At 39.2% G+C, this 22063-nt stretch carries 21 protein-coding genes and 1 pseudogene; 21 read left to right on the top strand and 1 reads right to left on the bottom strand.

What is annotated here, in order from left to right:
* Window positions 1–129: 129 nt before the first annotated feature.
* From coaBC to spoVM, 12 genes are all read left to right on the top strand, one after another.
* Window positions 130–1353, top strand: coding sequence for a bifunctional phosphopantothenoylcysteine decarboxylase/phosphopantothenate--cysteine ligase CoaBC (gene coaBC / locus JOC76_RS16785; protein WP_205179321.1), 1224 nt, complete (start codon window positions 130–132; stop codon window positions 1351–1353).
* A complete protein-coding gene (priA, locus tag JOC76_RS16780; RefSeq protein WP_205179318.1) occupies window positions 1340–3751 on the top strand; it encodes a primosomal protein N' in 2412 nt (803 codons plus the stop codon). Before coaBC ends, priA begins: the two co-directional genes overlap by 14 nt.
* Window positions 3752–3926: 175 nt before the next feature.
* Window positions 3927–4412 carry a peptide deformylase gene (gene def, locus JOC76_RS16775; RefSeq protein ID WP_205179682.1) on the top strand — a complete coding sequence of 162 codons (486 nt, stop codon included), beginning with the start codon at window positions 3927–3929 and terminating at the stop codon, window positions 4410–4412.
* Complete coding sequence (gene fmt, locus JOC76_RS16770; protein WP_205179317.1) at window positions 4409–5350, top strand: methionyl-tRNA formyltransferase; 942 nt, start codon at window positions 4409–4411, stop codon at window positions 5348–5350. Before def ends, fmt begins: the two co-directional genes overlap by 4 nt.
* 1 nt (window position 5351) lies before the next feature.
* The gene (gene rsmB / locus JOC76_RS16765) at window positions 5352–6698 is read left to right on the top strand and encodes a 16S rRNA (cytosine(967)-C(5))-methyltransferase RsmB (protein WP_205179315.1); all 1347 of its coding nucleotides are present in this window, start codon (window positions 5352–5354) and stop codon (window positions 6696–6698) included.
* 46 nt (window positions 6699–6744) lie between these two features.
* On the top strand, window positions 6745–7836 hold the full coding sequence (rlmN, locus tag JOC76_RS16760; RefSeq protein WP_205179314.1) for a dual-specificity RNA methyltransferase RlmN: 1092 nt from the start codon (window positions 6745–6747) through the stop codon (window positions 7834–7836).
* A 4-nt stretch (window positions 7837–7840) separates the two neighbouring features.
* Window positions 7841–8599 (top strand): Stp1/IreP family PP2C-type Ser/Thr phosphatase, encoded by a 759-nt coding sequence (locus JOC76_RS16755; protein WP_205179313.1) that lies wholly within the window; start codon window positions 7841–7843, stop codon window positions 8597–8599.
* Window positions 8593–10710 carry a Stk1 family PASTA domain-containing Ser/Thr kinase gene (gene pknB, locus JOC76_RS16750; RefSeq protein ID WP_205179312.1) on the top strand — a complete coding sequence of 706 codons (2118 nt, stop codon included), beginning with the start codon at window positions 8593–8595 and terminating at the stop codon, window positions 10708–10710. Before JOC76_RS16755 ends, pknB begins: the two co-directional genes overlap by 7 nt.
* Window positions 10711–10806: 96 nt before the next feature.
* Complete coding sequence (gene rsgA / locus JOC76_RS16745; RefSeq protein WP_205179311.1) at window positions 10807–11688, top strand: ribosome small subunit-dependent GTPase A; 882 nt, start codon at window positions 10807–10809, stop codon at window positions 11686–11688.
* A 2-nt stretch (window positions 11689–11690) separates the two neighbouring features.
* Window positions 11691–12335 carry a ribulose-phosphate 3-epimerase gene (rpe, locus tag JOC76_RS16740; protein ID WP_205179307.1) on the top strand — a complete coding sequence of 215 codons (645 nt, stop codon included), beginning with the start codon at window positions 11691–11693 and terminating at the stop codon, window positions 12333–12335.
* Window positions 12336–12385: 50 nt separating this feature from the next.
* Window positions 12386–13033 (top strand): thiamine diphosphokinase, encoded by a 648-nt coding sequence (locus tag JOC76_RS16735; RefSeq protein WP_205179306.1) that lies wholly within the window; start codon window positions 12386–12388, stop codon window positions 13031–13033.
* Between the two features lie 109 nt (window positions 13034–13142).
* On the top strand, window positions 13143–13226 hold the full coding sequence (gene spoVM / locus JOC76_RS16730; RefSeq protein ID WP_007087787.1) for a stage V sporulation protein SpoVM: 84 nt from the start codon (window positions 13143–13145) through the stop codon (window positions 13224–13226).
* A 169-nt stretch (window positions 13227–13395) separates the two neighbouring features.
* Here spoVM and rpmB read toward each other — a convergent pair whose 3' ends face one another.
* Window positions 13396–13584: a 50S ribosomal protein L28 gene (rpmB, locus tag JOC76_RS16725; RefSeq protein WP_007087786.1), complete on the bottom strand. Its 189-nt coding sequence runs from the start codon at window positions 13582–13584 to the stop codon at window positions 13396–13398.
* Between the two features lie 286 nt (window positions 13585–13870).
* On the opposite strand from rpmB, the gene JOC76_RS16720 reads away from it, so the two are divergent.
* The 9 genes and pseudogenes from JOC76_RS16720 to acpP all read left to right on the top strand — a co-directional run bounded on the left by JOC76_RS16720 (window position 13871) and on the right by acpP (window position 21925).
* On the top strand, window positions 13871–14233 hold the full coding sequence (locus tag JOC76_RS16720) for an Asp23/Gls24 family envelope stress response protein (protein ID WP_205179305.1): 363 nt from the start codon (window positions 13871–13873) through the stop codon (window positions 14231–14233).
* 15 nt (window positions 14234–14248) lie between these two features.
* On the top strand, window positions 14249–15931 hold the full coding sequence (locus JOC76_RS16715; RefSeq protein WP_205179304.1) for a DAK2 domain-containing protein: 1683 nt from the start codon (window positions 14249–14251) through the stop codon (window positions 15929–15931).
* Between the two features lie 98 nt (window positions 15932–16029).
* Window positions 16030–16155, top strand: a pseudogene (locus JOC76_RS16710) (L-serine ammonia-lyase, iron-sulfur-dependent, subunit alpha); the annotation flags it as partial.
* Window positions 16152–18200, top strand: coding sequence for an ATP-dependent DNA helicase RecG (gene recG / locus JOC76_RS16705; protein WP_205179303.1), 2049 nt, complete (start codon window positions 16152–16154; stop codon window positions 18198–18200). The pseudogene JOC76_RS16710 and the gene recG, both read left to right, overlap by 4 nt.
* 142 nt (window positions 18201–18342) lie before the next feature.
* Window positions 18343–18906 (top strand): transcription factor FapR, encoded by a 564-nt coding sequence (gene fapR, locus JOC76_RS16700; protein ID WP_205179302.1) that lies wholly within the window; start codon window positions 18343–18345, stop codon window positions 18904–18906.
* Window positions 18907–18918: 12 nt separating this feature from the next.
* Window positions 18919–19923, top strand: a complete 1005-nt coding sequence (gene plsX / locus JOC76_RS16695; protein ID WP_205179300.1) for a phosphate acyltransferase PlsX — start codon at window positions 18919–18921, stop codon at window positions 19921–19923.
* A gap of 10 nt (window positions 19924–19933) precedes the next feature.
* Complete coding sequence (gene fabD, locus JOC76_RS16690; protein ID WP_205179299.1) at window positions 19934–20881, top strand: ACP S-malonyltransferase; 948 nt, start codon at window positions 19934–19936, stop codon at window positions 20879–20881.
* Window positions 20878–21621: a 3-oxoacyl-[acyl-carrier-protein] reductase gene (gene fabG / locus JOC76_RS16685; protein WP_205179297.1), complete on the top strand. Its 744-nt coding sequence runs from the start codon at window positions 20878–20880 to the stop codon at window positions 21619–21621. The genes fabD and fabG overlap by 4 nt, the downstream gene beginning before the upstream one ends.
* Window positions 21622–21691: 70 nt before the next feature.
* A complete protein-coding gene (gene acpP, locus JOC76_RS16680; RefSeq protein ID WP_205179295.1) occupies window positions 21692–21925 on the top strand; it encodes an acyl carrier protein in 234 nt (77 codons plus the stop codon).
* Window positions 21926–22063 lie beyond the last annotated feature (138 nt).

Below are 22063 nucleotides of genomic sequence, written 5' to 3'. Positions count from 1 at the left end.
TCACCTGCATGTCAGCCTTTTTATTTTGTATGATGTTAGTGGGATCTTTTTTCGTTAGGAAGAGATGAAAAAATGTCGTTTTTTTAGCATAATAAGAAAAAAGTAATGGATAAGAGTGGGGGCTTTAAAATGAGTCAGGAACGGAACATCTTATTGTGTGTAACAGGAGGAATTGCTGTTTATAAAGCAGCAGCTCTTACAAGTAAGCTTGTACAAGCTGGTTTTAACGTTAAAGTCATGTTAAGTGAATCTGCGGAGAAATTTGTTACCTCCTTAACCTTTCAAGCCTTATCCCGTAATGATGTTTTTATCGATACATTTGATGAGAAAAATCCGCAAGTGATTGCGCACATTGACCTGGCGGATTGGGCCGATTTAATTCTTGTTGCCCCTGCCACAGCTAATACAATTGGAAAATTAGCCTGTGGAATTGCAGATAATATGATTACAACCACATTACTTGCTGCAACCTCACCTGTGTGGATTGCCCCTGCCATGAATGTACATATGTATGACCATCCTGCTGTTAAAAAGAATCTTGCTATATTAGCCGAATACGGATGCCAATTTATTGAGCCAAGTGAAGGTTACCTTGCCTGCGGTTATGTCGGAAAAGGACGCCTTGAAGAGCCGGAGAAAATCGTAAAGCTAATTCAAGATCGTTTTAATCTGATGGTACATCAAAAATTAAAGGGAAAAACAATTATTATAACCGCAGGACCTACTCGTGAAAAAATTGATCCTGTTCGATTTATTTCCAATCATTCGTCGGGAAAGATGGGTTACGCACTTGCTGAAGAGGCAGTGAAACAGGGAGCACGTGTCATATTGGTTTCAGGACCTGTTTCAATAACAGCCCCACAGGGGGTAGAGTTAGTGAAGGTTGAGAGTGCTGAAGATATGTATAAAGCAGTTATGAAGGATTATTCTTTAGCAGATGTGGTAATTAAAACAGCAGCGGTTGCAGATTACCGCCCAAGAGTTACTTTTGACCATAAGGTGAAAAAGCAGAAGGGCGATACAAATATCGAACTTGAAAGAACAAATGATATTTTGTATGAGCTGGGTCAGCGAAAAGAAAATCAAGTGCTGGTTGGCTTTGCAGCAGAGACGGACCATCTTGAGGAATATGCGAAAACCAAATTAATGAAAAAAAATGCAGATATGATTGTAGCTAACAATGTAAAAACGGAAGGTGCTGGGTTTGGTACTGATACAAACATTGTGACCCTATTCAAACGATCTGGTGAGGTCATCAGTTTACCTTTAATGTCCAAGAATGAAGTAGCCGTTAAAATTATTGAAGAAATTACTTCACTTTTTAAGGATAGGGATAAAAATGGAGATAGCTAGTGTAATTGTCGATGTACCGACAAAACAAACAGACCGCGCTTTCGATTATATAATCCCTGATCAGTGGAGGGGGACCATTCAGCCGGGCATGAGGGTCATAGTCCCATTTGGTCCAAGACATATCCAGGGCTTTGTAGTTGGATTAAACTCAGAATCAAATGTGAACAAATTGAGAGAGATTATTGAACCAATGGATTTAAAGCCAGTATTAAATGAGGAGTTACTCGAACTAGGTAACTGGCTGACTGAAAAAACGCTTTGTTTTAAAATATTTGCCTATCAAGTCATGTTGCCAGCTGCCCTAAAAGCAAAATATGAAAAAAAAGTTAGGCTTGCAAAAAGGGGGACTGCCCAAGAGTTACCCTCAAATTTGCAAGTCTTCTTTGAGAATGACCGGGAGCTTGACTGGGAACAAGCAATTAAAATGAGGATTGTTCCTCCCTTACAGCGTGAGGCAGCAAAGGGTCTCTTAGAAGTTGTTTATGAAGTGAAAGAGCGAGTAAGAAAAAAACACCAGAGGTTTGTACGACCAACGACTTGTATAAATGAATTACTAGAAGCGATTCAGACCATCCCTTCAAATGCAGAAAAGCAAAAGCTAGTTTTACAGTATTTTGTAAAGCATTACGATGAAGTGGAATTAAAAACGTTGACGGATGAATTAAACACAGGAAGGTCGACGATTAAATCCCTTGTAGATAAAAATCTATTGATGGAATTTGATAAAGAGGTATACCGAGATCCTTATGAACATCGAACATTCGAACGTACTAAGCCACTTCCATTAACCGATTCTCAAGCTAAGGCAATTGCTCCTATTCTCTATTCAATTGAACAGAATCAACATGAGGTGTTTTTGCTTTATGGTGTCACAGGGAGCGGTAAAACAGAAATCTATTTGCAATCCATCCAGGAAGTCATCGAAAAAGGACAAGAAGCCATTGTTCTTGTACCGGAAATAGCTCTTACCCCGCAAATGGTTCATCGGTTTAAGGGGAGATTTGGTGACAACGTTGCCGTTTTGCACAGTGGTTTGTCTGCTGGAGAAAAGTATGATGAATGGCGCAAGATTCAACGCAAGGAAGTAAAAGTAGTGGTCGGTGCCCGTTCAGCTATTTTTGCTCCATTTGAGAATTTAGGGATCATTATCATTGATGAAGAGCATGAAACAAGCTATAAGCAGGAAGAAATGCCACGCTATCATGCCAGGGATGTAGCAATTGAGAGAGCCAAGACTTATAACTGTCCAGTTGTGCTTGGAAGTGCCACACCTTCGCTTGAGTCCTTTGCCAGAGCACAAAAAAAGGTGTATCAGCTTTTAACATTACCAAGCCGCATGAATAATCAAGACCTTCCATCTGTTGACGTTATTGACATGCGGGAGGAACTTCGTGAAGGCAATCGTTCCATGTTTTCTCGAAAATTGTTTGAGCTTCTTCAGGATCGGCTCGCTAAGAAGCAACAATCAGTTTTATTCTTAAATAAGCGGGGTCACTCCTCATTTGTAATGTGCAGAGATTGTGGTTATGTAGTGAATTGCCCTAATTGTGATATTTCACTAACCTATCACCGTGTGCGTGAACAGATGAAATGTCACTATTGCGGGTACGAAAGCTACGTGCCAACTGCTTGTCCTGAATGTAATAGTGAATATATCCGCTATTTTGGCACCGGAACCCAAAAAGTCGAAGAAGAACTTGGGAAGATTTTACCTGAGGCCAGAGTTATTCGCATGGATGTGGATACGACTGGTCGAAAAGGGGCACATGAGAGGCTTCTCAATGACTTTAAGGATGGAAAAGCCGATATTTTACTAGGTACACAGATGATTGCTAAAGGACTGGATTTTCCCAATATAACTTTAGTGGGTGTGCTTTCAGCAGATACGATGCTTCATTTACCAGATTTCCGCTCCTCTGAAAAGACATTTCAATTATTGACACAAGTTAGCGGGCGGGCTGGAAGACATCAACTTCCAGGTGAAGTTGTGATCCAAACCTATACACCGGAACATTACAGTATTGAGCTGGCGGCAAGTCAAGACTATGATCTATTTTATCAGCGGGAAATGTTAATTCGAAAACTGCGTCATTATCCCCCTTTCTATTATTTAGCGCTAATTACAGTAAGTCATGAAAACTTAATAAATGTCGTTGCGGCTACAGAAAAAATGGTTAACTATATCCGCTCCCAAGTGTCGGATAAGGCGGTCGTTTTAGGTCCGGCAGCTTCATCGATTCCTAGGATCAATAATAGATATCGCTATCAATGTTTGATAAAATACAAACGGGAACCGAACCTTACGAAAACTCTTAAAACCATACTCGATCAATATCAGAAGGATACAAAGAATGGTTTACAGGTATCAATCGATGTCAATCCTGTCATCTTAATGTAGCCTAAAAGAAATTACATGGGGAAAAAGGTTATGTTTATTAATTTTGGGTGAAAATGATAAGAAAAAGAAAAACGCAAAAAGTGCCTATTTAAGGGCACTGGAGCTAGTCATTTCTCGAAGTTTAATAAAATATAAAATATACAGCAAACAGCTTTTGCATATTGGAGGAACAGAATTGGCTATTAGGAAAATTGTTACTCACCCTGCCGAGATTCTAGAGAAATCTTGCAAGGCAGTGGTAAGTTTTGATAAAAAGTTAACGAGTATTTTAAATGATATGTATGACACAATGATTGAATTTGATGGGGTAGGTCTGGCTGCTCCGCAAATAGGCCTTGATGCCCGTATCGCCATTGTTGATATTGATGATGAATTTGGAACAATAGAAATGATTAACCCGCGCATTATCGAAACCTCCGGAGAACAAACAGACCCTGAGGGGTGTCTCAGTTTTCCTGGATTATATGGAGAAGTAACTCGCCCAAACTTTGTAAAAATTGAAGCTTTTGACCGTAAAGGCAGGGAATATACGCTTGAGGCCGAAGGATTCTTGGCAAGAGCTATCCAGCACGAAATTGATCATCTAGACGGAATTCTTTTTACAACCAAAGTATCAAGATTTCTAGAGGATGATGAGTTAAAAGGAGTAGAAATTGAATGACCAAAATTGTTTTTATGGGTACGCCCGATTTTTCAGTACCTGTCCTGCAGCAAATTATTAAGGATGGGTACGAAGTCATTGGTGTGGTAACGCAGCCTGATCGACCTGTCGGAAGAAAAAAAGTATTAACACCACCTCCTGTAAAAGTGGAAGCAATCAAACAGGGCATTCCCGTTTTTCAACCAGAAAAAATTCGTCAAGAAGAGGAACTAACCAAAATCTTGGCCTTAAATCCAGATTTAATAGTAACAGCTGCTTTTGGGCAAATTCTACCTAAAAAGCTGTTAGAAGCTCCAAAATTCGGCTGCATTAATGTACATGCCTCTTTGTTGCCAGAACTTCGTGGCGGAGCTCCCATCCATTATGCCATCATCCAAGGCAAGAAGAAAACGGGTGTTACTATCATGTATATGGTTGAGAAATTAGATGCCGGTGATATTTTAACGAGTGTTGAAGTGCCGATTACAGAAGAGGATAATGTAGGTACGCTCCATGATAAGTTAAGTGTTGCAGGTTCCAAGCTTCTATCCGAAACCTTGCCATTACTATTAGAAGGCCGTTTAACGCCAACTCCACAAAATGATGCGGAAGCAACCTTTGCTTCTAATATAAAGCGGGAACAGGAAAAAATTAATTGGGATAAAACGGGTGAGGAGATTTATAACCATGTTCGCGGTTTGAATCCATGGCCAGTAGCGTTTACGACTTTGGATGGCCAGGTTTTAAAAATTTGGCAGTCCCAAAAAGTTGCTGGATTAAAAGGGGAACCCGGAGCAGTTTTAAAAATAGAATCGGATGGTTTCACGGTTGGAACTGGAAATGAAACAGCCATTAAAATTATAGAACTACAGCCTTCGGGGAAAACAAGAATGCTAAGTGAACAATTTTTAAGAGGTGCTGGTTCAAAAATGACATTGGGCAGCAAGCTGGGAGAATAAGATGACCTCAAAAAAAAATAAAGTACGTGCAATCGCAATGGATCTACTAGTAACGATAGAGAAAAATCAATCCTATAGCAATTTACTTCTTAACAGCACAATTGAAAAGAATCAATTGTCCGCTGTTGATATTGGGCTCTTAACTGAATTGACCTATGGAACATTGCAAAGACGAATGGCCCTAGACTTCTACTTAAGACCTTTCATCAAAGACAATAAAAAATTAGCCAATTGGGTTCATCATTTACTTCGATTAACGCTCTATCAAATGGTTTACCTTGATCGCATACCAGATCGAGCAGCTATTTTTGAAGCAGTTGAAATTGCAAAAGAAAGAGGACATAAAGGGATTGCCAGCTTGGTCAATGGAGTGCTCCGAACCATCCAGAGAGAAGGGCTCCCTTCTTTGAACGAAGTCACAGATCCCATTCAAAGATTAGCACTTGAAACAAGTCATCCAGAGTGGCTTGTGACCAGATGGGTGAACCAATTTGGATATGAGAAAACGAAAGAAATGTGTGAGATCAATTTAACGGCACCTATGCAGACGGCAAGAGTTAATCTCACCAAGATTTCTAGAGATGAGTGTGTTGCTCTTTTAGAAGAGGATGGATTTCAGATCGAAAAAAGTCCCTTTATTCCTGAAGCCATCCGGACGTTAAAAGGAAATTTAGCTTCGACAATATCATTTAATTATGGAATGTTCACCATCCAAGATGAAAGTTCCATGCTTGCCGCCTATGCGTTAGGGGCTATGGAAGATGAATATATACTTGATGCATGTGCAGCGCCCGGAGGTAAGAGTACCCATATTGCAGAAAAAATGAATAATACAGGCGAAGTCATTTCGGTAGATCTTCATCAGCACAAAGTAAGGTTGATCAATGATAATGCCAAACGTTTAGGGCTCTCAAATATAAAAACAAGTATATCTGATTCTAGACATTTACAAGCAAAGTTTAAGCCTGATTCCTTTAATCGAATTCTGCTGGATGCACCATGTTCTGGCCTTGGTGTTATGAGAAGGAAACCAGATATGAAATATACAAAGACAGAACAAGACATAGAGCGGTTAAGCAGTATTCAACAAGACTTACTTAGTTCGGTTGCACCTTTGTTGAAAAAGGGAGGCATTCTTGTTTATAGTACATGTACTGTAGATAAGGAGGAAAATGAACATACAGTTAAAAGATTTTTGGAAAATAATCCGGACTTCGAAGGCGATCTAACATTTAAAAGCAGGATGCCTGAAGCGATTCAACCACTGATAAATGGGTTTGATTTACAAATATTCCCACAGGATATTGGTTCAGACGGATTTTATATTGCAGCGCTAAGAAAATCTTAAGTGCATGCATTTTTAGGACCTAGACAATAGGAAGAAGGTGTAACAGTTGGAACAATTAAATACAACTGAGACAAAAACAACATTGGAAACCAAGAAAAAATCGATCTACTCACTTCAGCTTCAAGACTTAAAAGACTGGCTGTCGGAAAATGGAGAGAAGCCATTTCGGGCTGAACAAATTTTTGATTGGCTTTATAAAAAAAGAATCAAGTCTTTTGAAGATATGAGTAATTTATCAAAAGGCTTAAGAGAAAAATTAGATGAACATTTTCAAGTTACAACATTGAATACCATTATCCAACAAACTTCAACAGATGGGACCATTAAATTTCTTTTTGAACTTCAAGATGGTTATTCAATTGAAACCGTGCTAATGCGCCACGATTATGGGAATTCCATTTGTGTGACAACCCAGGTAGGCTGCCGAATTGGCTGTACCTTCTGTGCCTCGACACTTGGCGGGTTAAAAAGACATCTAGAAGCGGGTGAAATCGTTGCTCAGGTAGTGAAGGTACAACAAGCATTAGACGAAACAGATGAACGCGTAGATTCAGTGGTTATTATGGGTATTGGTGAACCTTTCGATAATTATGATAATATGTTAGCCTTTCTAAAAATAATCAATCATGAGAAATCATTGAATATTGGTGCACGGCATATTACGGTTTCAACAAGCGGAATCGTTCCTAAAATTTATCAATTTGCTGATGAAAATACACAAATTAATTTTGCGATTTCACTTCACGCACCAAATACAGAATTACGGTCAAAACTGATGCCAATTAATAGAGCATATAAACTTGATGACTTAATGAAAGCGGTACGGTATTATATCGATAAGACAGGACGACGAATTAGCTTTGAATACGGGCTATTTGGCGGCGTAAATGATTCCATAGAGCATGCGGAAGAATTAGCAGCCCTTTTAAAAGGAATAAAATGTCACGTCAATTTAATTCCTGTTAACTATGTACCTGAAAGGGATTATGTCCGAACTCCAAGAGATAAAATTTTTGCTTTTGAAAAGACATTAAAAAAATTAGGGATTAATGTAACAATTCGCCGAGAGCAAGGGTCAGATATTGCTGCAGCATGTGGACAACTTCGTGCAAAGGAGCGAAAAGAAGAGACGAGGTGAAGGGATGAAAGCAGTATTTCAGACAGATAGAGGGAGAGTGCGTCTTCACAATGAGGATGCCGGTGGTGTATTTGGTAACAAGGACGGTTACCGCCTTGCCGTTGTGGCAGATGGGATGGGCGGTCACCGTGCTGGTGACGTTGCCAGTCAAATGACGATTACTACGTTAAAATCAGAATGGGAAACATCCACAGGGATTGTAACAGCTGGTGATGCTGAGAATTGGCTTAAAGATCAAATCAAGAGTGTGAATCTTTTGTTATTAGATCATGCAACCAATCATTCTGAATGTGACGGTATGGGAACAACGATTGTTGCTGCAATTATTACGGACACATTTGCAACCATTGCCAATATTGGTGACAGCAGAGGTTATTTATTAAACGAAACTGGTTTCAAACAAATCACCGAAGATCACTCCCTTGTCAACGAACTGGTTAGGTCCGGACAAATTTCAAAAGAAGATGCGGAACATCATCCAAGAAAAAACGTCTTATTACGGGCTTTGGGCACTGAAAAAACAGTAGAAATGGATATTAAAACGATTATCTTTGAAGAGGGAGATATACTTTTACTTTGTTCTGATGGTCTTTCCAATAAAGTGAATGAAGCACAAATGATGGAAATACTGCATAATGAAGAAGATTTACAACAAAAGGCAGGCTCACTGGTCTTACTTGCAAATGAAAATGGCGGAGAGGATAACATTACACTGGCAATTGTAGAGTTTTCTGAGACACGCGAGGATGATTTTAGATGTTGATTGGAAAAAGATTAAGTGGCCGCTACAAAATTTTGGATATGATTGGCGGAGGTGGCATGGCAAATGTCTACTTAGCCCATGATATGATCCTAGACCGCGATGTTGCGGTTAAAATGCTTCGATTAGATTTTGCTAATGATGAGGAATTTATCCGCAGGTTCCGACGCGAAGCACAATCAGCAACTAGTCTGGCCCATCCGAATATTGTCAATATCTATGACGTTGGCGAGGAAAGTGATCTCTACTATATTGTGATGGAATTTGTGGATGGTCAGACATTAAAACAATATATTCAGCAAAATTCTCCGCTTAGAGTGGAAGATGCAATTGGAATCATGCGACAGCTTACTTCAGCGATTTCACATGCCCATCAAAATCATATTATCCATCGTGATATTAAACCGCATAATATTTTGGTAGACCATGAGGGAAATGTGAAAATTACCGATTTCGGTATTGCGATGGCACTTAGTGCAACAAGTATTACGCAGACGAATTCTGTTTTAGGATCTGTACATTATTTATCGCCCGAACAAGCTAGAGGGGGCATGGCCAATCGGAAGTCTGATATTTATTCCTTAGGGATTGTTTTGTTTGAATTATTGACAGGCAGGTTGCCGTTTTCCGGTGAGTCGGCGGTTTCAATCGCGTTAAAGCATCTTCAATCCGAAACACCTTCTGTTAGAAGATGGAATCCAAACATCCCCCAAAGTGTTGAAAATATTGTCTTAAAGGCTACTGCGAAGGATTCATTTCATCGTTATAATACTGTCGATGAGATGGAAGAGGATCTGCGGACAGCACTTAATCCTGAGCGTATGGATGAACAAAAATTTACGATTCCGATTGATGATGATGCGACAAAAGCAATCCCGGTTATTACCGATAATCAACCTTTAAAAAATCTGGATGAAACATTAGTCCATAGTAGTGAAAAAACGGTAAATAACCAAAAGGATTCAGCTAATCAAGATAAAACAAACGTAAAAAAACGGAAAAAGTGGCCGATAATCTTAATATCTACATTTTTAGTATTAGCCATTCTGGCATTATTAACTTATACAGTTTTACCACGTATATTAGCGCCTAAGGATTTAAGTGTACCGGATGTTAGCGGCATGAACTTAGATGATGCGATTTCAAAGCTGAAATTAAAAGGATTAACTGTAGGCAATGAGATTGACATTACAGATGAGAATGTAAAAGAGGGGAAAGTAATTAAGACGGACCCTGAGAGTGGAAGTACAGTAATAGAAAATTCAAAGGTTACAATCTATGTCAGCACAGGTAAAGAGAAATATGAATTGTCAGATTATGTTGGTCGGGATTACGATGATGTCGTTGCAATTTTAGAAAATCAGGGCTTCAAAGATATACAGAAAATGGAAGTGACCGATGACAGTGATCCCGGGACCATTATCAGTCAAAATATTAACAATGGAGAAAAAGTGGTTCCAGATGAGACGGTTCTAGTATTTGAAGTGAGTAAAGGGCCGGAAAAAATTGACTTGAAGGATTTAACCCAATACAATTTAAAAGGTGCTCAAGACTATGCTTCCATGGTCGGTTTAACTCTGGATTCTTCTGAAGAAAAATATGATGACAATATTCCGGCTGGAATGGTGATTTCTCAAAGTCCTGCTGCAGGAACAGAATTACAAAAAGGTGACAAGGTTAAGGTCGTTATCTCTAAGGGAAAAGAAGATAAGCCTCCTAAAGAACTTATTGTTGAATTAACCATTCCCTATGAACCTCCTGTTCCTGGTGAGCCTGGGCAAAAACAACTAGTGCAAATTTATATTGAAGATATGAACCACAGCATGACAGAACCTGCTGAGACCTTTTATATTACTGAAAATACAAAAAAACAAATTAAATTAATGATTCCATATGGCAAAAAGGCTGGCTATAAAGTCATTCGCGATACGAAAGTAATTATTGATGAAAATAAAAACTACTCAGATGCGGATACAGATACAAGTTCAGATACTAGTGCAAACACAAGTGCAAACACAAGTACAAACACAGGTACAAACATAGGTACAAACACAAGTGTAAATACAAGTGGCAACACTAACACAACAACTAACACAAACACAACTGCAGAATAATTAGTATCGTAGTCTGTATAAGATAGATGGGTTTCGCGTAGATTTTTAAAGGAGAAAATTAATGGTTTGGTAAGTAAAAGGGCAAGGAGTGTAGTTATGCCTGAAGGAAAAATAGTTAAAGCGTTAAGCGGTTTTTATTATGTTCTTCACGGTGAAACCCTCATCCAATGCCGAGGACGAGGTGTTTTTCGGAAGAATAAAATTACCCCGCTTGTTGGTGATGAGGTTGTTTTTCAAGCTGAAAATGATCTAGAAGGATATATTTTAGAAGTGAAAGAGCGGAAAAATGAATTGGTTCGACCACCGATCGCCAACGTGGATCAGGCTATTCTTGTATTTTCAGCAGTTGAACCAGACTTTAGCACAGTACTTTTGGACCGTTTTCTTGTTTTAGTTGAATTTAATCACATTCAACCATTAATTTGTATTACAAAGATGGACCTCACCAATCATGAAGAGAATGAAAAAATTTCAGCGTATGCGAACCAATATCGGGCTGCTGGGTATGAGGTTATATTAACTTCATCAGAAACAGAAATGGGGATTGAATTGTTAAGTCCACATATTGAAAATAAAATTTCTGTCTTTGCAGGACAATCAGGTGTAGGAAAATCTTCATTACTGAATGTGTTAAGACCTGACCTTGAATTAAAAACAAATGATATTTCTTCACACCTTGGCAGAGGGAAACACACAACTAGACATGTGGAGCTTATCAAGGTTGGGAATGGGCTTATAGCGGATACACCAGGATTTAGTTCTTTAGAGTTCATTAACATTGAAATGGAAGATTTAACATTTTGTTTTCCCGAAATACAAAAGGCGAGTGAAAAATGTAAGTTTCGCGGTTGTCTACATGTGTCTGAGCCAAAATGCGGTGTAAAGACGGCCGTTGAAAGTGGAGAAATTCCAAATTATCGATATGAACATTACCTGGATTTCCTCCAGGAAATTAAAGAGAGAAAGCCGAGGTATTAACAATGGTGAAAATAGCACCTTCTATACTTTCAGCTGATTTTTCAAAGTTGGGAGAAGAAATTATTGCAGTTGAAAAAGCAGGAGCGGATTACATTCATATAGATGTAATGGATGGTCATTTTGTACCTAATATAACAATAGGTCCACTGGTGGTAGAAGCCGTCCGTCCACTTACAAAGCTTCCGCTAGATGTACATTTAATGATTGAGAATCCAGACCACTATCTCGAGGCATTCGTGAAAGCGGGAGCCGATTATATTACGGTTCATGTGGAGGCGTGCCGCCATCTTCACCGTACTATTCAAAGTATTAAATCATTTGGTGTAAAAGCGGGTGTTGTTCTTAATCCAGCCACACCAGTGGAGTCGATTCAACATATCATTGGTGATATTGACATGGTGTTATTAATGTCGGTGAATCCTGGCTTCGGGGGGCAGACTTTTATCCCTGAGGTTCTTCCAAAAATAAAGAAGGTTAAGGAAATGGCCGAGCAAAAAGGAATTCAAATTGAGATTGAGATTGATGGCGGTGTTAACCCAGAAACGGCTAGACAATGCATTGAAGCTGGTGCAACAGTTCTTGTGGCTGGCTCTGCGGTATACAATCAAGAGGATTATCAACAGGCCATTTCACAACTAAGAGGGTAAAGCCAGTTTTTTAAGCTGGCTTTTTCCATTCATGTAAAGAGGGGTGCTAGATGATTATCAATTTATTGGCAGGAGGACCAGAAGAATTACTTCCTGATTTAACTCGTTATCAAGAAACAGATGCAATCTGGGTTGGCGTTGATCGGGGGGTTTTTCATCTGATTAAGAGAAACATTACCCCTGCCATGGCATTTGGTGACTTTGATTCAGTAAGTGAAGAAGAGCTGACTGTCATTGAACACCAAGTATCCGGCATAAGGAAATATAAGCCGGAAAAAGATGAAACCGATTTGGAACTTGCCTTGAATTGGGCACTTGATCAAAATCCTACGTGTATTCGTCTGTTTGGTGCTACTGGCGGCAGACTGGATCATTTATTTGCCAACGTCCAATTACTGATTAGCCCAATTAGAGCAAACAACCCAGTCGATGTGTATTTAATTGATCAGAAAAATATTATTTTTTTAAAAGAAGCTGGACACTATACTATTGAAAAAATTCCCTCCAAAAAATATATTTCGTTTGTCCCTTTAACACTTGAGGTGACTGATCTAACCCTTGAAGGATTTAAATTTCCACTAAAGAACCGTCATATTACGCTCGGTTCCACATTATGTATTAGTAATGAACTAATAAATGATTATGGTACTTTTTCATTCTCCAAAGGCATATTAATAGTGATAAGAAGTAACGATTAAGATGCACTTCAAATGGTACTGATTTCGTTCGTTTGAATACTATGTAGGGGCGTGCGGAAAAAGTGGCTTTAAAATATGCCGGGGTAGATTTGTGAGGAGGGACAGTAGTATGAAATTTTATACAATTAAATTGCCGAGATTCTTAGGCGGGCTTGTCCGGGCCATGATTGGGGCATTCAAGAAAAATGAATAGAAAAGACCTTCAGAAATGATTAGGCACCCTTATTTTGGGTGCTTTTTATTATCCAATTGGGTCATACTAACTTAATAGTTGCTAATTGTTCCTTTTTGTTCAAATTTGGACTATAGATATACAAGCTTGTAAAAAGAAAAAGCATCCAATAATTGGATGCTCACACTCATTAAACGCGTTCTACTTTACCAGATCTTAACGCTCTTGCAGAAACCCAAACACGCTTAGGTTTTCCATCAACAAGAATACGTACTTTTTGTAAGTTAGCACCCCATGTACGCTTGTTAGCGTTCATAGCGTGAGAACGTGCGTTACCAGTTGTTGTTTTCTTTCCAGTTACTACACATTTACGTGGCATTATGTTTCCCTCCTTAACTACCAAAAGCTTTAGAACAACATCTTTAGATGTTCATTTGGATATAGAAAATTATATTAAAAATTTTCTAGACTTGAGATACCTTAATAATTTATCACACAACGTATCTTAATGCAATACTTGTGTACAAACCTTTCAAGAAAAAATCCTTGACATCGATATTTTGTAAATGCTCTATTGTAGCAATTCAAGTATGGCTTTTAATATTGGAGTGACTATAGTAAAATGACTGTAGTCATAGAGCAATTTCCAAAAGGGGGAACGATTCATGTCCATTGAATTAAAAACTAAGTACGGACAAATTGATATTTCAAATGAAGTAATTGCAACAATTGCTGGAGGAGCGGCAATTGAATGCTATGGAATCGTCGGTATGGCCTCTAAGAATCAAATTAAAGATGGAATCACAGAAATATTACGTAAGGAAAATTTTACTCGTGGTGTGATCGTACGCCAAGAAAACGAGGCATTACATATTGATATGTACATTATAGTCAGCTATGGTACGAAAATTTCCGAAATTGCCAACAACGTGCAATCAAAAGTTAAATACACCCTCGATAAGACAGTTGGACTTGCCGTTGACTCGGTCAATATTTACGTTCAGGGAGTTCGTGTGACGAACTCGTAGTGAGGAGGAAAGTTTGTGTCAATAACAGCATTAGATGGAAAACGTTTCGCCGAAATGGTGATTCAAGGTGCTAATCACTTGTCAGCAAATGCCAAGATGGTTGATGCATTGAACGTTTTTCCTGTGCCCGACGGTGATACTGGAACCAATATGAATTTATCAATGACCTCCGGTGCAAAGGAAGTAAAGAATAATATTCAAGAACATATTGGTAAAGTAGGAGTGGCCCTTTCAAAGGGGTTGCTAATGGGAGCACGTGGGAATTCTGGAGTTATTCTCTCTCAATTATTTCGCGGGTTCTCAAAGGCTGTTGAGTCAAAAGCCGTTATTTCGGGTAAAGATTTTGCCAATGCCTTAGAAGCAGGAGTTGAAACAGCTTATAAGGCTGTCATGAAACCTGTTGAGGGGACTATTCTAACAGTCGCAAAAGATTCAGCTAAGAAAGCAGTTGTTGCGGCGCAAAACTCAGAAGATATGATCTATATTATGGAAGAAATATTAAACGAAGCAAAGGCATCCCTCAAACGTACACCTGACTTACTTCCCGTTTTAAAAGAAGTTGGTGTTGTAGACAGTGGAGGACAGGGACTTGTTTTTGTGTATGAAGGATTTTTAGCTCAATTAAAAGGTGAGAGCCTTCCAGTATCTTCTGACTTAATTCCATCTATGACGGAATTGGTTAGTGCACAACACCATAAAAACGTTCAAGGTCATATTAATACAGAGGATATTGTTTATGGTTATTGTACTGAATTTATGGTTCGTTTTGAGCAGGAAAAGGTGGCAAAACATCCATTTAACGAGAATACCTTCCGTAATGATTTAAGTAATTATGGGGATTCGTTATTAGTGATTGCAGATGAAGACGTTGTTAAGGTACACATTCACTCCGAACAACCTGGTGAAGTGTTAACCTATGGACAGCGTTATGGAAATTTGATCAATATGAAAATAGAAAACATGCGTCAGCAGCATTCGAATATTGTTGGTGAAAAACATGCTGCATCGAAACCTGAAGACAAGCAGGCGCATAAAGAAATGCAGGAATATGGAATTGTAACTGTATCAATGGGCGCGGGGATTGCAAAGTTATTCAAAAGCATCGGGGCACATGCGGTCATTGAAGGCGGACAAACAATGAACCCAAGTACAGAGGATATTGTGAAAGCGGTTAAGGAAGTGCACGCTAAGAAGGTATTTATTTTACCAAACAATAAAAACATTATAATGGCGGCTGAACAAGCAAAAGATGTAGCAGAAGAAGAAATTTACGTTATTCCTTCGAAGACAGTGCCGCAAGGGCTGTCTGCTCTTCTAGCCTTTAATCCATCTGCAGCTGTTGATGATAATGAAGCTTCCATGAAAGAAGCATTAAATCATGTCAAAACCGGTCAGATTACCTTTGCTGTCCGAGATACCTCCATTGATGGGTTAGAAATTGAAAAAGATGATTTCATGGGCATTTCAGAAGGAAAAATTGTGGTAAAGAATAAAGATAAAGGGAAAGTGGCAGAAGATCTCTTAACAAAGATGCTCGATGAAGATTCAGAAATTCTTACCATTATTTATGGTGAAGATGTAACAGAGGAAGAAGTAGCTAACCTATCTTCGTACGTTGAGGAAAATTTTGAAGATGTAGAAATTGAGATTCATGATGGCGGCCAGCCATTATACTCATATATCTTTTCAATTGAATAATAAACAGCTAAAATAGAAGGGGGGCCTTTTTAAGGCTTTTCCCTTCTTTTTTATGCCTAAAAAACGTAAACATTTTACAAATGAAATATTGATGCTATATGTATCGAATCGGCCAATCGATACCGACAGCTTTAAAAGAAACGGCGCAGGGAGGGTTGGCGGCTACACCGACAGATCGGGCACTAGAGTCTAAAATCTTCGGTATACCGCTCAAAGAAAAGTGAATTCAGAACTAAATCAATCAATAATCACGTTAAAAGGTATTGGGGAAGAAACAGCTGATTCATTTGCGGAAATGAAAATATTTACTATCAGTGATTTATTAGAATACTTTCCGTATCGGTATGAAGACTATTCACTTAGAGACCTAACCGAAGTACAGCATGATGAGAAAATAACAGTCGAAGGGAAGGTTCATAGTGAGCCTTCTCTAAACTATTATGGCAGAAAGAAATCAAAATTGACCATCAGGCTTTTTGTGGGCTCTTACTTAATTAAAGTAGTCTTTTTTAATCAGCCATATCTTAAAAATAAAATCCATATGAATGATACCATTACGGTTACAGGAAAATGGGATGCTCACCGGCAAACAATCACTGCAAATGAGATGCAAACGGGACACAACACGAAAGCGAATGATTTTGAACCAGTTTACGCATTACGGGGAAAAGTAACTACAAAAGGCATGCGTAAGTTTATTCAGCTAGCTTTCCAGCAATATGGACAGTTTATTGAGGAGACATTACCAGAATCGTTTCTAAAAAAATATCGTCTAATGGACAAAATGGATGCATTAAAGATCATGCACTTTCCTAATAATCCCGAGGAAGTAAAGCAAGCGAGAAGGCGTTTTGTATACGAAGAATTTCTATTGTTTCAATTGAAAATGCAAGCATTAAGAAAGTTTGAACGGGAGCATTCACCAGGAATCAAGCAAAAATATGACTTGGCAAAATTAATGGACTTCATTAATAGTCTTCCTTTCCCATTAACCAATGCCCAAAAGAAGGTTGTAAATGAAATATTAGCCGATTTGAAATCACCCTACCATATGAATCGGCTTCTTCAGGGTGATGTTGGATCTGGAAAAACGGTTGTAGCCGCCATCGGTCTTTATACAACAGTCATCGCTGGGTTTCAGGGTGCACTGATGGTCCCAACGGAGATTTTGGCTGAACAGCATGCAGAGTCTTTGAAAAGTTTATTCGAACCTGTACAGGTAAGATGCGAACTTCTAACAAGCTCCATTAAAGGTAAACAGAGAAGAGAGATCCTCCAAGATCTTAAAGAAGGAAAAATTGATATTTTAATTGGTACCCATGCACTCATCCAGGATGAGGTAACGTTTCACAAGCTCGGTTTTGTCATTACAGATGAACAGCACCGCTTCGGGGTGGAGCAGCGGAGGATTTTAAGGGAAAAGGGAGAAAACCCAGATGTTTTGTTCATGACGGCAACCCCTATCCCTAGAACGTTGGCCATTACAGTTTTTGGTGAAATGGATGTTTCGATTATCGATGAAATGCCTGCTGGAAGAAAAACTATCGAGACCTATTGGGCAAAACCTGAGATGCTCGAACGTGTCCTAGGGTTCGTAGAAAAGGAATTGCAAAAAGGACATCAGGCTTATGTGATTTGTCCTCTAATAGAAGAGTCAGAAAAACTAGATGTGCAAAATGCCATCGATGTGCATACAACATTAAGTCATTTTTTTCAAAATCGTTTTAACGTCGGCTTAATGCACGGTCGTTTATCTTCAGTAGAAAAAGATACGGTGATGAAGGCATTTAGCGAAAACCTCATACAAGTGCTTGTCTCCACAACCGTTGTCGAAGTAGGGGTCAATGTACCTAATGCAACTATGATGGTTATCTATGATGCCGAGAGGTTTGGTTTATCACAGCTTCACCAGCTTCGTGGCCGTGTCGGACGAGGAAGTGCTCAGTCGTACTGTATCCTACTTGCAAGTCCAAAGTCCGAGGTAGGACAAGAAAGAATGCGGATCATGACGGAAACAAATGATGGATTTGTTTTGAGTGAGAAGGATTTAGAATTAAGAGGACCTGGGGACTTCTTTGGTAAAAAACAAAGCGGCGTTCCTGAATTTAAAGTCGCTGATATGGTGCATGATTATCGCGCGCTTGAAACAGCGCGAAATGATGCGAGTATGCTAATCAGTTCAGACTTTTTTTGGACAGACCCTGACTATCATTATTTACGAGAAAAAATTAAAGAATCAGGTGTGCTAGAAGGGGAAAAACTAGACTAATGAATTAATTTGATACCGTCTAATCAGTGCCCGGCAACGGGCATTTCCGTTTTTCTTTTAAATTTTAATCTTGCATTATGCTTTTTTAAATTTTATACTACTCTTAGTACCTAGTCATAAGAGCTCGGACGGTGTAAAAACTATGAGAAGAAGCAAAAAAGACCGACAACAATTATTAACTTCTACCATAAAGGATAATCCTTTTATTACCGATGAGGAATTAGCAGAAAAATTTCAAGTAAGTGTACAGACGATTCGTCTCGACCGCTTGGAGTTATCGATACCGGAACTGCGGGAACGGATTAAAACAGTTGCGGAGAAACGCTTCGATGATGAAGTACGCTCCTTACCGCTTGAAGAAGTAATCGGTGAAATCATTCATATAGAACTAGACCAAAATGCCATATCTATTTTTGATGTAAAAAAAGAACATGTATTTAAACGTAATCTTATTGCACGCGGACACCATCTCTTTGCTCAAGCTAATTCCCTGGCGGTGGCCGTCATTAATGATGAATTGGCCCTAACCGCTAAAGCGAATATCCAATTTAAACGATCGGTCAATTTAGATGAGCGAGTCATCGCTAAAGCAAAGGTAACAAAAATAGAGGAATCCGGCAGAACCACTGTTGAAGTAAGTAGTTTTGTCAATGACGAACTAGTTTTTACTGGAGAATTCGAAATGTACCGTTCGAAAAACATTTAAGGAATGAGACAAATGAAAATAGCAATCGATGCCATGGGCGGAGATCATGCCCCAAAAGAAATTGTATTAGGTGCAATGAAGGCAGTTCAGTCCTTTTCTGATATTCATCTTACTCTTGTTGGGGATGAAAAACAAATCAAGGAAATACTTACAAATCACGAAAGAATTTCTATTTTACATACAACTGAGGTTATACTTGGAACGGATGAGCCGGTAAGAGCGGTCCGCCGTAAAAAAGATGCCTCGATGGTTTTGGCTGCTAAACAAGTAACCGATGGATTAGCCGATGCCTGCATCTCAGCGGGGAATACAGGAGCATTAATGGCGGCTGGACTATTTGTTGTTGGACGAATAGACGGAATCGATCGACCTGCCCTTTCTCCGACATTGCCAACCATCGGTGGAGAAGGCTTCATGCTTCTCGATGTTGGAGCAAACGCCGATGCAAAACCTGAACATTTAGTTCAATACGCTATCATGGGTTCCATTTATAGTGAAAAGGTTAGAGGAATCAAACAGCCAAGAGTAGGGCTTTTAAATATTGGAACCGAGGAAAAGAAAGGTAATGAGCTGACCAAAAGCACGTTTACTTTATTAAAAAATAGTAACTTGCATTTTGTTGGGAATGTAGAGGCACGTGATTTACTTGAAGGTGTTGCAGATGTGGTAGTAACCGATGGTTTCACTGGTAATATGGTATTGAAGACACTTGAAGGGACAGCCCTTTCGATGTTTAAAATGCTAAAGACCGCCTTAATGAGCAGTTATACAAGTAAATTGGCTGCTGCAGTCCTAAAGCCGAACCTAAAAAAGCTAAAAAATACAATGGACTATTCAGAGTATGGCGGGGCTGCACTTTTCGGGCTAAAAGCACCTGTCATCAAGGCACATGGTTCTTCCAACGCCCAAGCTATCTATAGTGCGATTAAGCAGACAAGGGAAATGGTAGGTAACGATGTTGTCCAATTAATTCAAAAAGCTGTCGAAGAGTCAGATTCTGTTAAATTTGAACAATAGAGGTGTTGAAATGAGTAAAATAGCCTTTGTTTTTCCTGGACAAGGTTCACAAACGGTAGGAATGGGAAAAGATTTAGCTGACAAGTATCCTGAGATTATGAATTATTTTTCAAATGCCGACAAAAGGCTGAATGTTCCATTGAGTAAGTTAATCTTTGAAGGTCCGAAAGAAGAGTTGACAGTAACCTATAATACACAGCCGGCCTTGTTGACAACAAGTATTGCCATCTTGGACTTCTTTCAACAATCTGGGGTTAAGGCTGATTTTGTTGCCGGACACAGCTTAGGTGAATATACGGCACTGGTTGCTGCTGGAGTAATGTCTTTTGAAGATGGTGTTTACGCTGTTCGCAAACGAGGAGAGTTTATGGAGCATGCCGTTCCTAACGGTGAGGGGTCCATGGCTGCTGTTCTTGGCTTAGATCGTGATACACTCCAACAAGTAACCGATGAGGTTAATCAGACGGGTTTACCTGTTTCTTTAGCTAACCTAAACTGTCCTGGTCAAATCGTCATTTCAGGTTCTAGAGAAGGTGTACAAAATGCAGGTGCTAAAGCAAAGGAAGCTGGGGCGAAGCGAGTGTTGCCTTTAGAAGTAAGTGGACCGTTTCATTCAGCCTTAATGAAACCAGCAGCAAATCAACTCCGTGAAGTCCTAGATGGACTGGAAATGAAAGATGCTGAAATCCCTGTGATTGCAAACGTTACGGCTGAACCCATCAGTGCGAGTTTAGAAATTAAAGATAAATTAATTGAACAATTATATTCCCCAGTATTATGGGAAGATTCCGTTGAGAAGATGATCAGCCTCGGTGTTGATACATTTATTGAAATTGGCCCTGGAAAAGTTCTTTCAGGTTTAATCAAGAAAATTGATAAGACTGTTAAAACTTATTCAGTATCGGATGAGGAGAGCGCTCAAGTTGTATTAGACGCCCTAAAGGAGGAAAAACTATGATACTAACAGGGAAATCAGCTCTTGTGACAGGAGCATCACGAGGAATTGGACGAGAAATTGCTTTAGAACTTGCGCGTCTTGGTGCGAATGTGGCTGTTAATTTTGCCGGTAGTGAAGCAAAGGCCAATGAAGTGGTCGATGAAATTAAAGCGTTAGGCAGAGACGCCTTCGTAATCAAATGTAATGTGGCTGATTCGGAAGAAGTTGCGAAAATGGTGAAGGAAACGGTTGACCGTTTTGGAAAGCTAGACATTCTCATTAATAATGCGGGAATAACAAGAGATAATTTACTAATGCGAATGAAGGAAGAGGAATGGGATGATGTGATCAACACGAACCTAAAAGGTGTATTCCTCTGTACCAAAGCTGTGACTAGACAAATGATGAAGCAACGTGCCGGCCGTATTATTAATATCGCTTCTGTTGTCGGTGTAAGCGGAAATCCAGGTCAAGTTAACTATGTAGCGGCAAAAGCTGGAGTCATTGGCATGACGAAAACGACTGCTAAAGAATTGGCTTCACGCAATATTACAGTAAATGCTATTGCTCCTGGCTTTATCACCACTGATATGACAGATAAATTATCTGAGGAAGTAAAGGCAGAAATGTTAAAACAAATTCCTTTAGCACGCCTAGGAGAGCCAAAGGATATTGCGAAAATAACCGCCTTTATCGCATCTGATGATGCATCATATATCACCGGCCAGACGCTTCATGTTAATGGCGGAATGGTAATGTAAAAATAAATAATATTTTAGATTTATCTTTTTGATGAAATACTCTATAATAGCTTGAGGGGAGGTGACAAGCATGGCAGAGGTATTAGAACGTGTTACAAAAATCATCGTTGACCGCTTAGGCGTTGATGAGTCTCAAGTTACCCTTGATGCTTCATTCAAAGATGATCTTGGTGCTGATTCCCTTGACGTAGTTGAACTAGTAATGGAATTAGAAGATGAGTTCGATATGGAAATTTCTGACGATGATGCTGAAAAAATCAGTACTGTTGGTGATGCTGTTAATTACATAAATAGCAGTAAATAATCCCGTTAGATTGATTCAAAAGCTCCGTTTTCAAACGGAGCTTTATTCTATATAGTAGAGCTTGGCAGCCAAACTTGGCAAAACTATCTGCCAAGTTTCTTTGCGTTTTTATAAAATCTTTTTTAAACTCTTATTAGA

It is taken from the genome of Neobacillus cucumis (assembly GCF_016908975.1).
Taxonomy (GTDB): domain Bacteria; phylum Bacillota; class Bacilli; order Bacillales; family Cytobacillaceae; genus Neobacillus; species Neobacillus cucumis.
Note: the sequence above shows the minus strand (reverse complement) of the source record. Positions and strands in the feature narration are given on the sequence as shown.

Coding starts and splice junctions, on each gene's coding strand:
- coaBC (WP_205179321.1), top strand. CDS start 130: ATGAGTCAGGAACGGAACATCTTATTGTGTGTAACAGGAGGAATTGCT.
- priA (WP_205179318.1), top strand. CDS start 1,340: ATGGAGATAGCTAGTGTAATTGTCGATGTACCGACAAAACAAACAGAC.
- fmt (WP_205179317.1), top strand. CDS start 4,409: ATGACCAAAATTGTTTTTATGGGTACGCCCGATTTTTCAGTACCTGTC.
- rsmB (WP_205179315.1), top strand. CDS start 5,352: ATGACCTCAAAAAAAAATAAAGTACGTGCAATCGCAATGGATCTACTA.
- JOC76_RS16755 (WP_205179313.1), top strand. CDS start 7,841: ATGAAAGCAGTATTTCAGACAGATAGAGGGAGAGTGCGTCTTCACAAT.
- pknB (WP_205179312.1), top strand. CDS start 8,593: ATGTTGATTGGAAAAAGATTAAGTGGCCGCTACAAAATTTTGGATATG.
- rsgA (WP_205179311.1), top strand. CDS start 10,807: ATGCCTGAAGGAAAAATAGTTAAAGCGTTAAGCGGTTTTTATTATGTT.
- rpe (WP_205179307.1), top strand. CDS start 11,691: ATGGTGAAAATAGCACCTTCTATACTTTCAGCTGATTTTTCAAAGTTG.
- JOC76_RS16735 (WP_205179306.1), top strand. CDS start 12,386: ATGATTATCAATTTATTGGCAGGAGGACCAGAAGAATTACTTCCTGAT.
- spoVM (WP_007087787.1), top strand. CDS start 13,143: ATGAAATTTTATACAATTAAATTGCCGAGATTCTTAGGCGGGCTTGTC.
- rpmB (WP_007087786.1), bottom strand. CDS start 13,584: ATGCCACGTAAATGTGTAGTAACTGGAAAGAAAACAACAACTGGTAAC.
- JOC76_RS16720 (WP_205179305.1), top strand. CDS start 13,871: ATGTCCATTGAATTAAAAACTAAGTACGGACAAATTGATATTTCAAAT.
- fapR (WP_205179302.1), top strand. CDS start 18,343: ATGAGAAGAAGCAAAAAAGACCGACAACAATTATTAACTTCTACCATA.
- plsX (WP_205179300.1), top strand. CDS start 18,919: ATGAAAATAGCAATCGATGCCATGGGCGGAGATCATGCCCCAAAAGAA.
- fabD (WP_205179299.1), top strand. CDS start 19,934: ATGAGTAAAATAGCCTTTGTTTTTCCTGGACAAGGTTCACAAACGGTA.
- fabG (WP_205179297.1), top strand. CDS start 20,878: ATGATACTAACAGGGAAATCAGCTCTTGTGACAGGAGCATCACGAGGA.
- acpP (WP_205179295.1), top strand. CDS start 21,692: ATGGCAGAGGTATTAGAACGTGTTACAAAAATCATCGTTGACCGCTTA.